14 protein-coding genes are annotated in these 14875 nt (G+C 73.2%); 10 read left to right on the forward strand and 4 right to left on the reverse strand.

What is annotated here, in order from left to right; genetic code table 11:
* Positions 1 to 26: 26 nt before the first annotated feature.
* A complete protein-coding gene (locus tag J2S46_RS37735; RefSeq protein ID WP_191291590.1) occupies positions 27 to 632 on the reverse strand; it encodes a hypothetical protein in 606 nt (201 codons plus the stop codon).
* Between the two features lie 560 nt (positions 633 to 1192).
* On the opposite strand from J2S46_RS37735, the gene J2S46_RS37740 reads away from it, so the two are divergent.
* The 3 genes from J2S46_RS37740 (at position 1193) to lexA (ending at position 3349) form a co-directional block, all read left to right on the forward strand.
* Positions 1193 to 1996, forward strand: a complete 804-nt coding sequence (locus tag J2S46_RS37740) for an endonuclease I family protein (protein WP_191291589.1) — start codon at positions 1193 to 1195, stop codon at positions 1994 to 1996.
* A gap of 302 nt (positions 1997 to 2298) precedes the next feature.
* Positions 2299 to 2598, forward strand: coding sequence for a cupin domain-containing protein (locus J2S46_RS37745; protein ID WP_191291588.1), 300 nt, complete (start codon positions 2299 to 2301; stop codon positions 2596 to 2598).
* A 64-nt stretch (positions 2599 to 2662) separates the two neighbouring features.
* Positions 2663 to 3349, forward strand: coding sequence for a transcriptional repressor LexA (gene lexA, locus J2S46_RS37750; protein ID WP_191291587.1), 687 nt, complete (start codon positions 2663 to 2665; stop codon positions 3347 to 3349).
* An 87-nt stretch (positions 3350 to 3436) separates the two neighbouring features.
* Here lexA and J2S46_RS37755 read toward each other — a convergent pair whose 3' ends face one another.
* The 3 genes from J2S46_RS37755 to J2S46_RS37765 all read right to left on the reverse strand — a co-directional run bounded on the left by J2S46_RS37755 (position 3437) and on the right by J2S46_RS37765 (position 5763).
* Complete coding sequence (locus J2S46_RS37755; RefSeq protein ID WP_191291586.1) at positions 3437 to 3835, reverse strand: hypothetical protein; 399 nt, start codon at positions 3833 to 3835, stop codon at positions 3437 to 3439.
* On the reverse strand, positions 3832 to 4047 hold the full coding sequence (locus tag J2S46_RS37760) for a hypothetical protein (RefSeq protein ID WP_191291585.1): 216 nt from the start codon (positions 4045 to 4047) through the stop codon (positions 3832 to 3834). Before J2S46_RS37760 ends, J2S46_RS37755 begins: the two co-directional genes overlap by 4 nt.
* 252 nt (positions 4048 to 4299) lie before the next feature.
* On the reverse strand, positions 4300 to 5763 hold the full coding sequence (locus J2S46_RS37765) for an MFS transporter (RefSeq protein ID WP_191291584.1): 1464 nt from the start codon (positions 5761 to 5763) through the stop codon (positions 4300 to 4302).
* Between the two features lie 160 nt (positions 5764 to 5923).
* Here J2S46_RS37765 and J2S46_RS37770 point away from each other — a divergent pair, with 160 nt between their 5' ends.
* The 7 genes from J2S46_RS37770 to J2S46_RS37800 all read left to right on the forward strand — a co-directional run bounded on the left by J2S46_RS37770 (position 5924) and on the right by J2S46_RS37800 (position 14840).
* A complete protein-coding gene (locus J2S46_RS37770; RefSeq protein ID WP_191291583.1) occupies positions 5924 to 6379 on the forward strand; it encodes a MarR family winged helix-turn-helix transcriptional regulator in 456 nt (151 codons plus the stop codon).
* Positions 6380 to 6488: 109 nt separating this feature from the next.
* Positions 6489 to 7202 carry a ribonuclease H family protein gene (locus J2S46_RS37775; RefSeq protein ID WP_191291582.1) on the forward strand — a complete coding sequence of 238 codons (714 nt, stop codon included), beginning with the start codon at positions 6489 to 6491 and terminating at the stop codon, positions 7200 to 7202.
* A 355-nt stretch (positions 7203 to 7557) separates the two neighbouring features.
* Positions 7558 to 9549 (forward strand): galactose-binding domain-containing protein, encoded by a 1992-nt coding sequence (locus tag J2S46_RS37780; protein ID WP_370882345.1) that lies wholly within the window; start codon positions 7558 to 7560, stop codon positions 9547 to 9549.
* A gap of 130 nt (positions 9550 to 9679) precedes the next feature.
* Complete coding sequence (locus J2S46_RS37785) at positions 9680 to 10303, forward strand: TetR/AcrR family transcriptional regulator (protein WP_191291581.1); 624 nt, start codon at positions 9680 to 9682, stop codon at positions 10301 to 10303.
* Between the two features lie 185 nt (positions 10304 to 10488).
* Positions 10489 to 12165, forward strand: a complete 1677-nt coding sequence (locus tag J2S46_RS37790) for an NAD(P)/FAD-dependent oxidoreductase (protein WP_191291580.1) — start codon at positions 10489 to 10491, stop codon at positions 12163 to 12165.
* Positions 12166 to 12169: 4 nt separating this feature from the next.
* On the forward strand, positions 12170 to 13615 hold the full coding sequence (locus J2S46_RS37795) for an ATP-binding protein (RefSeq protein ID WP_191291579.1): 1446 nt from the start codon (positions 12170 to 12172) through the stop codon (positions 13613 to 13615).
* Positions 13616 to 13826: 211 nt separating this feature from the next.
* On the forward strand, positions 13827 to 14840 hold the full coding sequence (locus tag J2S46_RS37800) for a helix-turn-helix transcriptional regulator (protein WP_191291578.1): 1014 nt from the start codon (positions 13827 to 13829) through the stop codon (positions 14838 to 14840).
* Positions 14841 to 14875: the final 35 nt, after the last annotated feature.

A 14875-nucleotide genomic window follows, 5' to 3' on the forward strand; every position in this document is an offset into this window, starting at 1 on the left:
CCGGACCGCGAGCGGACGACGGGGCGTCAACCGCCCAGCAGGCGCCGGATGATCCCGCTCGCCGATCCGTCCGCGTCGGTGCCCGCCTCCGACACCGCGCACCGGACGTCGAACTCCGTGTCCCTGGCCCTGCTCCAGGCGGCGGCGTCCCGGCTCCGGTCCAGGAACGACGACCTGTTCGGGCCCAGGTGCATCAGTACCGGGGTGTCGTCCCAGCCGGCGGTGACCGTCACCAGTCCCGTGTCCTCGTCGGCCATGAACGCGGCCATACCGCGCAGGGTCGAGAACGCCCAGATGAGCGAGGGGAGTTGGAAGTCGACGCGGAGGTCGAACCCGATCGTGAGCGAGCCGCCTGCCCGGTCGAACCCGAGCGTGAGGCTGCCGTCCTCGTCGTCGAGGCCGCGCAACAGGCCGGCGTGGTCGCCGTCGGTCCAGCCGTCGCACGCCTCGACGGCACCGACCAGCTCCTCGCGGTACCGGCGTCGCAGGGCGCCGTCGCGCCACGGCTCGCAGACGCCGGCCCACTCCTCCACGGGCCACGTGGAGGCGGGTGCGGCGGGCGCCCGCAGGTACGCCACCAGGCGCGGCCTCGCCATCACCACCGCCGCCGCCACCTCGACGAATTGCGCCATGCCCGGCTCCCCGTCCCCTCGACCGTCGGAGGAGGCACGGTAGCAAGAAGGGCGATCGAAGCCGTCACAAGCCCACCGGAGTGATCAGTTGTCAGGCGCCCGTCCGGTGGGGAAGTCCCTCGGACGCGGCGGACCGGGCCGTCCGCAGGCACGCGGCCGGCCGCGCGGTGCCCGACCGCTTCGAGCGCCGTGCCGGCCCGCGTGGTCGCCCGGCCTCGTGCGCACGCCGGTGGGCCGGGCGACCATCGGCGCTCCGCATCCGGTCACCGCGCCGCGGGTCGGCCACCGCTCGAAGTGGCCAGGCCGCCGGGCCGTGGTGGCCATGGCGGCGGGGCTGGGCCTGAACACCCGTCGGCCCACAAGGGAGTCCCCCTCCAACGGAGTTGATGCGGTGTGCCGTATGCGAGAACGTCACGGAAAGGCCTTCTCCCGGTTACACGGTCGGCGCCTTGCACATGTCATGCTCCCGGTAACCAACAGTCAACACGCGTAGATCGCGGCCCTGTGGAGCGTGGGGCCGCGCTCCGGCGCGTGTCGTCCCCCCGGGAAGGGGCACCCCCATGTCCGTTGCGCAGAAAGGCAGATGGAAGACGTTGGCGGCCACCGTGGCCGCCGTCCTGGTCGGCCTGGCCCTCCCGACGGCCGCCGCGACCCCCGCGAGCGCCACGACCACCGCGTACGACAGCACGTACTACAAGAACGCGATGGGCAAGACCGGTACGAGCCTGAAGGCCTCGCTGCACACGATCATCAGCAGCCAGAGCAAGATCTCGTACGACGCGGTCTGGAACGCGCTGAAGACCACCGACCAGGACCCGAACAACACCAACAACGTGGTCCTGCTGTACAGCGGGGTCTCGCGCAGCAAGTCCCTCAACGGCGGTGCCCTGGGCGACTGGAACCGCGAGCACGTGTGGGCCAAGTCGCACGGCAACTTCGGCGAGGTCACCGGCCCCGGCACCGACCTGCACCACCTGCGCGCGGCGGACGTCCAGGTCAACAGCATCCGCGGCAACCTGGACTTCGACAAGGGCGGCAGCGCGGTCGGCAACGGCGGCGGCAGCCTGGTCGACTCCGACTCCTTCGAGCCGCGTGACGCGGACAAGGGCGACGTGGCCCGCATGATCCTCTACATGGCGGTCCGCTACGACGGCGGCGACGGCTTCGCCGACCTTGAGCCCAACGAGAAGGTCAACAACGGCAGCAACCCGTACATCGGCAAGCTCTCCGTCCTGAAGCAGTGGAACGAGCAGGACCCGCCGAGCGCCTTCGAGGAGCGCCGCAACCAGGTCATCTACGACACCTACCAGCACAACCGCAACCCGTTCATCGACCACCCGGAGTGGGTCGAGGCGATCTGGTGACCCGCTCTCACGCGGCGTGATCCCCGCGGGCCGGGTGGTGCTGCCCCGCCCCGCGGTGACGGGGGAACGTCCGTAGGTACCGGCTCCCCCGGTCACGCCCTGCCCCCGGCCACCCCACCGGACCACCGCCCCGCCGGCCCCGATCCCGCACCGGGACCGGGGCCGGCGGGGCGCCGCCGGCCGAGGATTTTGCCGAACGGTCGACCAACGCAAGGTCGTCCACGGCTAGCGTTGCGGTCATCCACCCCGACGTGAACAAGGTGGTCCGGTGCACCCGCCGGGCCGCCGGAACGAGGTATGCCATGACGCTCGTCGACCTGGCGGCGGTCGCCGCCGCCCTCCCCGACCCCTGGTCATCCCGGCCGCTCGCCGAGGTCGGCGACGCGCGGGTGAAGGTGCTGCGGATGTCCGGGGCCGGGCTGCCGCAGGAGCGCCACCCCACGGCGGAGGTCCTGCTGGTCCTCGACGGCCGGCTCGAACTGGAGGTGGCCGGCCGGCACGTCCCCGTCCCGGCCGGGCAGCTGTACGTGGTGCCGGCGGACACCCCGCACGCCGTCCGGGCCGGCAGCCGCGGCACCCTGCTGATCGTCGAACGCGGCTGAGGCATTCCCATTGCCGGTCCGCCGGGTTACAGTCCGAAAGCAGGAAAGATCATCAGGAGGGGCCATGGCCGACATCAGCAACCCGGCGGGAACGGGGCCCGGCCGGCCGCGCGGAGTCCGGGCCGGCGACGACGGGCTCACCGACCGCCAGCGGGCGATCGTGCTGGCCATCCGCTCGGCCGTCGCGCGTCAGGGGTACCCCCCGAGCATGCGCGAGATCGGCGCGGCGGTCGGCCTGACCAGCACCTCCTCGGTGGCCCACCAGATCCGGTCGCTGGAGAAGAAGGGCGTGCTCTACCAGGACCCGCACCGACCGCGTGCCTACCGCCTGTGGGAGGACGAAGTCCCGGCGCCCGCCCCGGCCCGGGCCTCCGGCAGCGGCGTCCAGGTGCCGCTGGTCGGCCGGATCGCCGCCGGTGCCCCGATCACCGCCGAGCAGACCACCGAGGACCTGCTGTCGCTGCCGCGCCTGCTGGTCGGCGAGGGTGACCTGTTCGCCCTCACCGTGCACGGCGACTCGATGGTCGGGGCCGCCATCTGCGACGGCGACATCGTGGCCGTCCGCCGGCAGCCGGTGGCCGAGAACGGCGACATCGTCGCCGCCATGATCGACGGCGAGGCCACGGTCAAGCGCCTCAGGAACAGCGACGGCCGCAGCTGGCTCGTCCCGCACAACCCCGCGTACGAGCCGATCCCGGCCGACGAGGCCACCATCCTCGGCAAGGTCGTGGCCGTGCTCCGCAGTCTCTGACGGGGCGACCGGCCGGGGGAGCCGCACCGACGGCGCGGCCGCCCGTGGGCAGGCCGCGCCGTCGTGGGCTCCCGCTGACCGTCCGGCTCAGGCCCGGACGGTCAGCCACGCGCCCAGACCGCTGCACCCGCGGGCGTCGTAGCTGGTACTTCGGTAGCCGGCCGGGATCGGCGAGTACGGGCAGGTCCAGATGCCGTTGCGGACGAGCTGGTGGTACCAGGCGCCGACGCCGCCGCAGCCCCGGGAGTCGTAGTTCGTCAGGACGTACCCGGGGACGACCGGTGAGCCCGAGCAGGTCCAGATACCGTCCCGGACGGGCTGCTGGAGCCAGGCGCCGTACCCGTTGCAGCCGGAGATGTCGAACATGGTGATGACGTATCCGGCCGGTACGGCCACGCCGGGGCAGGTCCACCCGCCGACGGCGGCCGCGAGCGCGGCGGGTGCCGTCGCCGGCGCCGGAACCCCTGCCGCGGGCTGCGCCGTCACAGGTGCCACCGCCCGTACCGGCGCAGGTACCGCCGCCTGCGCCACGGCGGCTGCCGCAGCCGGCACCGGAACGGGCCGGCCGCGGCCGTCGCGGTGGCCGTCCCGGTGAGGGCGGCCACGAGCAGGGCCACCGTGCCGGCCGCACGGGCGAGCCGGCGGTGAGGGGCGGCCACCCGCGCGCGGGGCCGCGGCTGGCGGAAGTTGCTGGTCATTTCACACCGGTCCGATCGGCTGGCCCCGTCGGCGGGCAGGACCGCCGACGAGTACGAAACAGCGGGACGAACCGCACTCTGGACCGGCTGGTCCGGCGGCCGGACCTCCCGGCCGGATCACGGATCAACATGACCGGAAAGCACTGTGACGCGCCGTCGTCACCGGTGCCGCCGGACCTGCCGGCCGCCCGTCCGGGGACGAAAGGGCCCGGGCACCTGGCAGGCCGCGCCCGGGCCCTGACGGTCGGTGTTCTAGACCGCGGCCGCCGTGCGCTCCACGGAGGGGGCGCCGGGGCCGTCGTCCGGCCCGTCCGAGGCCGCGTCGGCCCGGACGGCGGGGATGACGGCCGCCACCGCGGCGGCGACCAGGGCCACCCCGAGCCCCACCAGCAGGCCGGTGCGGAAGCCGCTCTCGGAGGCGAAGGTGTGGCCGCCCGTGGTGGTGGTCAGCTGGGAGAGGACGGTACCGATGACGGCGGCGCCGACCGAGGTGCCGAGCGCGCGCATGAGCGTGTTGAAGCCGTTGGCCGCGGCGGTCTCGGCGGGCGGGATCGAGCTCATGATCAGGGCGGGCATCGCGCCGTAGGCGAGGCCCACGCCGCTGCTGGTGACCATGGTGACCACCATCAGGCCCCAGGCCGAGCCCATCAGCGCCTGCGACAACCCGTAGCCGGCGGCGATCACCAGGACGCCGCTGATCAGGGTGAACTTCGGGCCGCGGGCATTGGTGAGCTTCCCGCCGAAGGGGGAGACGATCATCATCATGATGCCGCCGGGCGCCATCCACAGGCCCGCCGCGAGCATCGACTGGCCCAGGCCGTAGCCGGTGGCCGCCGGGAACTGCAGCAGCTGGGGGACGATCAGCATGCTGGCGTACATGCCGAAGCCGACGAAGACCGACGCCAGGTTGGTGAACAGCACCCGCGGACGGGCCGTGGTGCGCAGGTCGACCAGCGGGTCCTTGGTGCGGACCTCCCACACGCCCCAGCCGGCCAGCACGAGGACGGCGGCGGCGAACAGGCCGATGGTGGTCGCGGAGGCCCAGCCCCAGTCGGCGCCCTTGGAGACCGCGAGGAGCAGGCTGACCAGGCCGACGCCGAGGCCGATCGCGCCGGGCAGGTCGAACCGCTGGCCCTTGGCGGTGGCCGGGACCTCGGGGACCAGGAACCAGATCAGCGCGGACACCACCAGGGCCAGGACGGCCGCGCCCCAGAAGAGCACCCGCCAGTTCGCGTACTGGGCGACGGCCGCGGCGATCGGCAGGCCGAGGCCGCCGCCGATCCCCATCGAGGCGCTGACCAGCGCGATCGAGGAGCTGAGCTTCTCCGCCGGGACGACGTCCCGGAGCAGGGCGATGCCGAGCGGCACCATGCCCATGCCGACGCCCTGGAGCCCGCGTCCGACGATCATCGGGACGACGGAGGAGGCGAGCGCGCAGACCACCGAGCCGGCCACCAGCGGCACCGAGCAGACCAGCAGCATCCGGCGCTTGCCCAGCATGTCGCCGAGGCGCCCGGAGACCGGGACGCAGACCGCCGAGACGAGCAGGGTGACGGTGATCACCCAGGCCGCGTCGGAGGGCGCGGTGTGCAGGAGCTGCGGCAGCTCCGCGATGAGCGGGGTGACCAGGGTCTGCATGATCGCGGCGACGGTGCCGGCGAAGGCCAGGGTGGCGACGACGCCGCCTGATGATGCTGCTCGTTGAGGGGCGGCCATGGGAGGCACTCCTGACTGTCGGTCGAAGGCAGAGGAGTGCAGCATACATGCGACGTGCATCATGCATATGGCGTGCCTGATGCATAATGGCGGAGGGGGCGGCGGACGCGAGCGGATCGGGGCGGTGCGCGCCGCTCACCGGCGAGGAGGCGGCAGGATCATGGTCAGACCCACCCATGAGGTCGAGTACGAGCAGATGCTCCTGAGCCGCCACGGCCTGCCCGGGCAGGGCGGCGGTCGTCGCCGCGACGGCCTGCTGGAGCGCAGCGCCTACATCCTGCTGAGTCGGATCCGGGTGCAGGGGCCGATGTCGATCGGCGAACTGAGCGAGGCCTTCGACCTCGACGTCTCCACCCTCAACCGCCAGACCACCGCCGCCCGGCGGGCCGGTCTGGTGGAGCGCATCCCCGATCCGGCGGGCGGTATGGCCCGGAAGTTCCGGATCACCGAGGAAGGCGTCCGGATGCTCGACGAGGAGCGGGCCTGGACGATCCGGGCGCTGGACCGGGTGATGGCCGACTGGACGGACGAGGACATCGCCGTCTTCGCCGCCTGCCTCAGGCGCTTCAACGCGGGCATCGAACGGCTGGGCGGCCGCCCCTGGCCGCGCCCCTGAAGCGGCCCCCGCCGACCTGCGCGCGGGCACCGCGCCCCGACGGGCCCGGAGGGTGCCGGCCGGGTCGCGGGTGGGCGGAGGCCGTCGCCGGGCCTGGCATGATCGATGCATGGTCGAACGAGTCATCGCAGCCTGTGACGGAGCTGCCAAGGGGAACCCCGGTCCAGCGGCATGGGCCTACGTGGTCGCCGACAGCGCCGGGGCCCCCACCCGCTGGGAGGCCGGCCCGCTGGGGCACAGCACCAACAACATCGGTGAGCTGACCGCGCTGGAGCGGCTGCTTGCCGCGACGGATCCCGCGGTGCCGCTGGAGGTCCGGCTGGACAGCACGTACACCCGGGACGCGGCGACCAAGTGGCTGGTGGCCTGGAAGCGCAACGGCTGGAAGACCGCCGCGGGCAAGCCGGTGGCCAACCGCGAGCTGATCCAGCGCATCGACGCGCTGCTGGAGGGCCGCGAGGTCACCTTCGTGTACGTCCCCGCGCACCAGGTGGACGGGGACCCGCTGAACGCGGTCGCCGACAAGGCGGCCAGCGACGCCGCCCGTACCCAGGAGGCAGCCGCCGGCACCGCTGCCGACCTGCCCGTGCCGGACCCGGTGTCCGCCTCGGCCTCGCGCAGCAGCCGCCCGGCGGCCGCGTCCGGCGCCGCGCGCAAGACCTCCGCCGGCGCGGCGCGGGGAGCCTCCTCCGGCGGCGGGCGGACGCTGTCCGCGCGGTTCGCCGGCACCTGCCCGTGCTCCCGTCCGTACGCCAAGGGCGACAAGATCACCAAGGTCGGCGGCAGCTGGGGTCACCCGCAGTGCGCGGGGGCGGCGGTCTGAGCCGGTAGCCGCCGGCAGTCGTCGGCAGCGGCCCGGCGCCGGCCGTCGGCGGCGGTGCGGCCGGGACGGGAGTGCCCCCTGATGCGGGCTCCTGCCCCGGCCGCCGCCCGTTCCCGACGGGTCATCAGGTCATTTGTCCCGGACTATTGACTCGGATTACAACAGTCGGGATTCTCGTCACATCGTGGACGCGGGACATGACAGGCGCCCGGGCGGCCGTGCCGGAGCCCGGGCGGTCTGCCGCCTCGACCGCGTCGTCCGCCGACGGGAGACGTGAGTGGTGACCATGGCCCGACCCTCGCACAGCAGGCACAGGCTCATCGCGGTGCTGTCCTTACTGCTCGCCCTGGTGGCGATGGCGCTCGCACCCGCGCCCCGCGCCTCCGCCGAAACCGGCTGGTGGACCCCGTCCGCCCGGCCGGCCCCCGACTCCGGGATCAACGTCACGGGGGAGCCCTTCAAGGGCACGGACGCCCAGGGGCACGTCCGCGGCTTCGTCGACGCGCACGACCACCTGATGGCCGACGAGGGCTTCGGCGGCCGGCTGATCTGCGGCAAGCCGTTCTCCGAACTCGGCGTCGCCGACGCGCTCAAGGACTGTCCCGAGCACTACCCGGACGGCACGCTGGCGATCTTCGACTTCATCACCAAGGGCGGGGACGGCAAGCACGACCCGGTGGGTTGGCCGACCTTCCAGGACTGGCCCGCCCACGACTCGCTCACCCACCAGCAGAACTACTACGCCTGGGTCGAGCGGGCCTGGCGCGGCGGTGAGCGGGTGCTCGTCAACGACCTCGTCACCAACGGCGTGATCTGCTCGGTCTACTTCTTCAAGGACCGCGGCTGCGACGAGATGACCGCGATCCGCCTGGAGGCGCAGAAGACCTACGACATGCAGGCCTACATCGACAGGATGTACGGCGGCCCCGGCAAGGGCTGGTTCCGGATCGTCACCGACTCCGGGCAGGCCCGCGAGGTGATCCGGCAGGGCAAGCTGGCGGTGGTGCTGGGCGTGGAGACCTCCGAGCCGTTCGGCTGCAAGCAGATCCTGGACGTGGCGCAGTGCAGCAAGGCCGACATCGACCGCGGCCTGGACGAGCTGTACGGGCTGGGCGTGCGCAGCATGTTCCTCTGCCACAAGTTCGACAACGCCCTGTGCGGGGTCCGGTTCGACGAGGGCGCGCTCGGGACCGCGATCAACGTGGGCCAGTTCCTCTCCACCGGGACGTTCTGGCAGACCGAGGCCTGCGCCGGCCCGCAGCACGACAACCCGATCGGCCTGGCGGCGGCGCCCGCGGCCGAGCAGCAGCTCCCGCAGGGCGTGGCCGTGCCCGCGTACGCCGGCGGCGCGCAGTGCAACACCCGGGGCCTCACCGACCTGGGCGAGTACGCCGTGCGCGGCATGATGCAGCGCAAGATGATGCTGGAGGTCGACCACATGAGCGTCAAGGCCGCCGGGCGGGCCTTCGACATCCTGGAGTCCGCCTCGTACCCCGGTGTCCTGTCCTCGCACAGCTGGATGGACAGCGCCTGGACCGAGCGGCTCTACAAGCTCGGCGGGTTCGCCGCCCAGTACATGAGCGGGGCGGAGGCGTTCAGCGCCGAGGCCCGGCGCACCGACGCGCTGCGCGACAAGTACCAGGTCGGGTACGGCTACGGCACCGACATGAACGGCGTCGGCGGCTGGCCCGGGCCCCGCGGCGCGGACACCCCCAACCCGGTGAAGTACCCCTTCCGCAGCACCGACGGCGGCTCGCTGATCGACCGGCAGACCGCCGGGCAGCGCACCTGGGACCTCAACACCGACGGCGCCGCGCACTACGGCCTGGTCCCGGACTGGATCGAGGACATCCGGCTGGTCGGCGGCCAGGACGTGGTGGACGACCTGTTCCGCGGCGCCGAGTCCTACCTCCACACCTGGGGGGCCTCCGAGAACCACCGGGCCGGCGTCAACCTCGCGGCCGGCGCGTCCGCCTCGGCGTCCACCACGGAGTGGTGGAACCCGTTCGTGAGCTTCGCGCCGGGCAGGGCCGTGGACGGCGACCCGGGCACCCGCTGGGCGAGCGAGTGGAGCGACGACCAGTGGCTCCGGATCGACCTCGGGTCCTCGCAGCTGGTCCGGCGGGTCACCCTCGACTGGGAGCGCGCGTACGGCAGGGCGTACCGGGTCGAGCTCTCCGCCGACGGGGTGAACTGGACGACCGCCTGGTCCACCGACGCGGGTGACGGCGGACTGGACACCGTCCGGTTCGCCGGGGCGCCGGCCCACTATGTGCGTGTCCACGGGCTGCAACGCGGTACCCAATGGGGGTACTCGCTGCGCGAGGTGGGCATCTACAGCACCTGACGGTGCCGGCTCCGACCCCGGCCGGGTCGGGCGGCCCGGTTCGCCGGCCGCCCGCCCCGGCCGTCCCACTGCTCCCGCCGACCGCGGGGGAGCGGTACGGGCACCGCACCGACCGGAAGGAAGGGAGCCCATGGCACGGATGCCGTCGGCCGAGCGGCGCAGACAGCTCACCGAGGCCGCGATTCGCGCGATGACCCGTGACGGTGTCGCCCGGACCACGACCCGCTCCATCGCCGCCGAGGCGGGCGTCTCGCTGAGCGTCTTCCACTACTGCTTCGACTCCAAGCAGGCCCTGCTGGAGTCCGTCATCGCCACGCTCACCGAGCACTACGTCGGCGTGGTCAAGGAGGCGATCCGGCCCAGGGAGACCCTCCGGGAGACCGTCCGGGCCGGCTTCCAGGCGTACTGGGACCACGTGGCCGCCAACCCGGGCGAGCACATGCTCACCTACGAGCTCACCCAGTACGCCCTGCGCCAGCCGGGGTTCGAGCCGCTGGCCAGGCGGCAGTACGAGCGGTACTCCGCCACCTACGCCGAACTCCTCGAACAGCTCCGCCGCGCGATGGGCTTCGAACTGCGCGTCCCCGTCCCGGTGCTGGCCCGCCACCTGGCCGCCATGACGGACGGGCTGACCCTGAACTTCCTGGTCCTCGGCGACCAGACGGCCGCGGCGGAGATCCTCGACATGATCACCGACCATGTGACCGGACTCGTCCTCGACGAGCGGCCGGGCGAGGGCGCCCCGCCGCCCTGACGGTGCCGGGCCCGACCCGGGCCGGCGCCCGACCGCGCTCCGCCCGGCCCGGACCGCCCCGCCGATGCCCCGCCCGGGAGGCGGTACCGGGCCCCGCGGGCAGAGAATCGGTGGTGAGCGAGAGGTGGAGCGCAGTCCGGGGCACCGCCGACGTGAGCGGCGGCCGGCACAGGCAGGGGACAGCGATGGCGGAGAGCGGCGAGGCGCCGAGAACGGTGATCCTCACCGTCGACGACGACCCCGGGGTGTCCCGGGCCGTCGCCCGGGACCTGCGCCGCCGCTACGGGGGCTCGCACCGGGTGGTCCGGGCCGAGACGGCGAGCGCCGCCCTGGAGGCGCTGCAGGAGATGAAACTCCGCGGCGACCTGGTCGCGGTGATCGTCGCCGACTACCGGATGCCCCAGATGAACGGCATCGAGTTCCTGGAACGCGCGATGGACGTCTTCCCCGGGGCCCGCCGGGTGCTGCTCACGGCCTACGCCGACACCGGCGCCGCGATCGACGCGATCAACCTGGTGGACCTCGACCACTACCTGCTCAAGCCGTGGGACCCGCCGGAGGAGAAGCTCTACCCGGTGGTCGACGACCTGCTGGACAGCTGGCTGGCCTCCGACCACCGCCCGGTGCCGGAGACCAAGGTCGTCGGGCACCGGTGGTCCGCCCACTCCTCCGAGGTCCGCGAGTTCCTCGCCCGCAACCAGGTGCCCTACCGCTGGTACCCGTCCGACGAGCCCGAGGGGCAGCGCCTGCTGGCCGCCGCCGGCGAGGACGGGCTGCGGCTGCCCCTGGTGATCACCCCGGACGGCCGGGTGCTGGTCGAACCGGACGCCCGGGAGCTGGCCGGGCGGGTGGGGCTGGCCACCGCGCCGTCCGCGGACTTCTACGACCTGATCGTGGTCGGCGGCGGCCCCGCGGGTCTCGGCGCGGCCGTCTACGGCGCCTCCGAGGGCCTGCGGACCGTGCTGGTCGAACGCACCGCGACCGGCGGCCAGGCCGGCCAGAGCTCCCGGATCGAGAACTACCTGGGCTTCCCCGACGGTGTCTCCGGCGCGCAGCTGACCGACCGGGCCAGGCGGCAGGCCGCCCGGTTCGGCGCCGAGATGCTGACCGCCCGCGAGGTGGTCGGCCTGGAGGTGAACGGCCCGTCCCGGACGGTGCGCTTCGCCGACGGCTCGGCGATCGCCGCGCACACGGTGATCCTGGCGACCGGCGTCACCTACCGTCAGCTGGACGCGCCGGGCGTCGCCGGCCTGACCGGGCGCGGCGTCTTCTACGGCGCGGCGCTGACCGAGGCGGCGGGGTGCGCCGGCAAGGACGTCTACATCGTCGGTGGCGCGAACTCGGCCGGCCAGGCCGCCGTGTACCTCGCCAAGGGCGCCCGGTCGGTGACCGTCCTGGTCCGCGCCGACGACCTGACCCGGTCGATGTCCCACTACCTCGTCCAGCAGATCGCCGAGCTGCCGTCCGTCACCGTCCGCGCCCGCACCGAGGTGGCGCGGGCGCAGGGGAGCGACCACCTGGAGCGGCTCACCCTGCGGGACACCGCCACCGGCGCCACCGATGAGGTGGACGCCCAGTGGCTGTTCGTCTTCATCGGCGCCGCGCCCCTGACCGGCTGGCTGGAGGGCGTGGTGGTCCGCGACGAGCGCGGCTTCGTGGTCGCCGGGCCCGACCTGGCGCCGGGCGGCGAACCACCGAAGGGCTGGCCGCTGGACCGCGTCCCCTACCACCTGGAGACCAGCGTGCCCGGCGTGTTCGTGGCCGGCGACGCGCGGTCCGAGTCCGCCAAGCGGGTCGCCTCGGCGGTCGGCGAGGGCGCGATGGCCGTCATGCTGGTGCACCGCTACCTGGAGAGGCTGTGAGGGCATGACCCGACCGGTGGTCCTCTGCAGCCCGGACGAACTCCGCACGCTGTTCCTGTTCGAGCGGCTGACCCCCGAGCAACTCGGCTGGCTCTGCCGCGAGGGCCGGGTCGAGCGCTACGATCCCGGCCCGGTGTACGCCGAGGGGGACCCGGCGACCTGCTTCTACGTGCTGCTCGACGGCTCCATCGTGCTCTCCCGGCGGGTCGGCGTCGACGACGTGGAGGTCAACCGGACCTCGCAGCGCGGTGTGTACTCCGGTGCCTTCCAGGCCTACCTGGGGGACCGGGTGCCGCAGGTGTACAACAGCTCGCTGCGGGCGGTCGAGCCCTCGCGCTTCTTCGTCCTGTCGGCGGAGAACTTCGCGGGGCTGATGCGGGACTGGTTCCCGATGGCGGTGCACCTGCTCGAAGGGCTCTTCCTCGGCGCGCAGGTGGCCAAGGAGGCGATCGGCCAGCGGGAGCGGCTGCTCGCCCTGGGATCGCTGTCCGCCGGCCTGACCCACGAGCTGAACAACCCGGCCGCCGCCGCGCTGCGGGCCACCGCCGCCCTGCGCGAGCGGGTCGCCGGAATGCGGCACAAGCTCGGCAAGATCGCCGCCGGCCCCTACCCGCAGGACGGCCTGGACGCCCTGATCACCCTCCAGGACGCCGCCGTCGACCAGGTGGCGGCCACCAAGTCCGTCTCGCTCGGCCCGCTGGAGGCGGCCGACCGCGAGGACGCGGTGGACGAGTGGCTGGAGGAGAAGGGCATCGCCGAGGGGTGGGAGCTGGGACCGGCCTTCGTCCAGGCCGGCCTCGGCCTCGACTGGCTGCGCCGGGTCGAGGACACCGTCGGCCCGCAGAGCCTGGAGGGCGCCCTGCGGTGGCTGCACTACACGGTCGAGACCGAACTGCTGATGAACGAGATCGAGGACTCCACCACCCGGATCTCCGACCTGGTGGGCGCGGCGAAGCAGTACTCGCAGCTGGACCGGGCCCCGCACCGGGTGGTCGACGTCCACGAGCTGCTGGACAGCACCCTGATGATGCTCTCCGGGAAGATCCCGGCGGAGGTGACGGTGGTCCGCGACTACGACCGGGAGCTGCCCAGCGTGCCGGCCTACCCGGGCGAGCTGAACCAGGTCTGGACGAATCTGATCGACAACGCGCTGTCGGCGATGGCCGGTTCCGGCCGGCTCACCGTCCGCACCGCGGTCGACCACGAGAACGTGCTGGTGGAGTTCGGCGACACCGGGCCGGGCGTACCGGAGGAGATCCGCGACCGGATCTTCGAGCCGTTCTTCACCACCAAGCCGGTCGGCGAGGGAACGGGCCTCGGTCTGGACATCTCCTGGCGCATCGTGGTCAACCGGCACCACGGCGACCTCCGGGTCGAGTCGGTGCCGGGCGACACCCGCTTCCGGGTGCTGCTGCCGAGCACCGACCGCGAGGCGTCGCCCGCCGGCTGACCCGCGACCGGCCGCCCGGGACCGCGTCCAGGACCGGGAAACCACGCCGGTCCGGAGGGGCACGGGCGCCGTCCGGATCAGATTTCGGCCAGTTGGCCCGAGCACCGCCTGACCGGCACCGCACCATGGTTGGATGCGAGCACAAAATCACACCACGCGCATGCGCGGTCCGGAATCCGAAACTGTGCGGCGGACAACGGGAGGTCGGCACGTGACCAACACGGAGGATCCAGCAGCCAACGAGAGCGCCGGGCCACTCCTCTACCAGTGGTTACGGGCGAACGACGCGGGCAGCCTCGCCCAGGCGGCCACCGCGCTCGGCCTCGACCCGCGCGAAGCGGCAGCGGCCTGGGCCGAACTGCGGACGCTCCGGCTCGTCCGCTCCGGCTCCTCGATCGGCGAGAGCGACCTGGTGGACCCGGACACGGCACTGCTGAACCTGCTGCGCCACAAACAGGGGATGCTCCGCGCCCAGTACGAGGAGCTGACCTCGATCGTCGCCGCCACCGAGTCCCTGTTGGACCGCTACCGGCCGGCCGCGGCCGGGCCCACCGAACAGGTCCGGGTGGAGGTCGTCGTCGGTGCCCGCAACCAGCGGCGGGTGATCCGCGACTTCTCCGACCTCCCCCGGACCGAGAGCCTGACCCTGCACGCCGACCGGGTCCCGTCCCGGACGGTCAGCCAGGCCCTGAACAGCTTCCTGACCGAGAAGAGCCGGATGGTCCGGCGCGGGGTCACCGTCCGCGCCATCTACCCGCAGGGCTTCAACTCGGCACGCTGGCAGTGCAAGTACCTCGCCGAGGTGCAGCGGGTCGGGGTCGAGCTGAGGCTCGCCCCGCAGGTACCCTTCAGCCTCATCGTCGGTGATCACGACGTCGCCCTCCTCCCGCCCTACTCGGACCAGCCGGACGACGCCTTGATCGTGATCCGCGGCGCCTCCCTCGTCCGCACCTACGTCGCCCTGTACGAGGACTACTGGCTGCGCTCCTTCCCGTACCAGGGGCCCGCGCCCTGCGCCGGCGAGGCCGGGACCGACTGGCTCACCGAGCAGCACCGCACCTCGCTGCGGCTGCTCGCCAACGGGCTGACGGACGAACGGATCGCCCGGTCGATGGGCGTGTCCGTCCGAACCGTCAGCCGGCTGGTGTCCGAGGTGGCCCGGCACCTGGGGGCGCACAGTCGCTTCCAGGCCGGGGTGCTGGCCTGCGCCCAGGGCCTGGTCTGAGCCCCGGGCCCGGTCCGGAGCGGCGCCCCGGCCCG

It is taken from the genome of Kitasatospora herbaricolor (genome assembly GCF_030813695.1).
Taxonomy (GTDB): Bacteria; Actinomycetota; Actinomycetes; order Streptomycetales; family Streptomycetaceae; genus Kitasatospora; species Kitasatospora herbaricolor.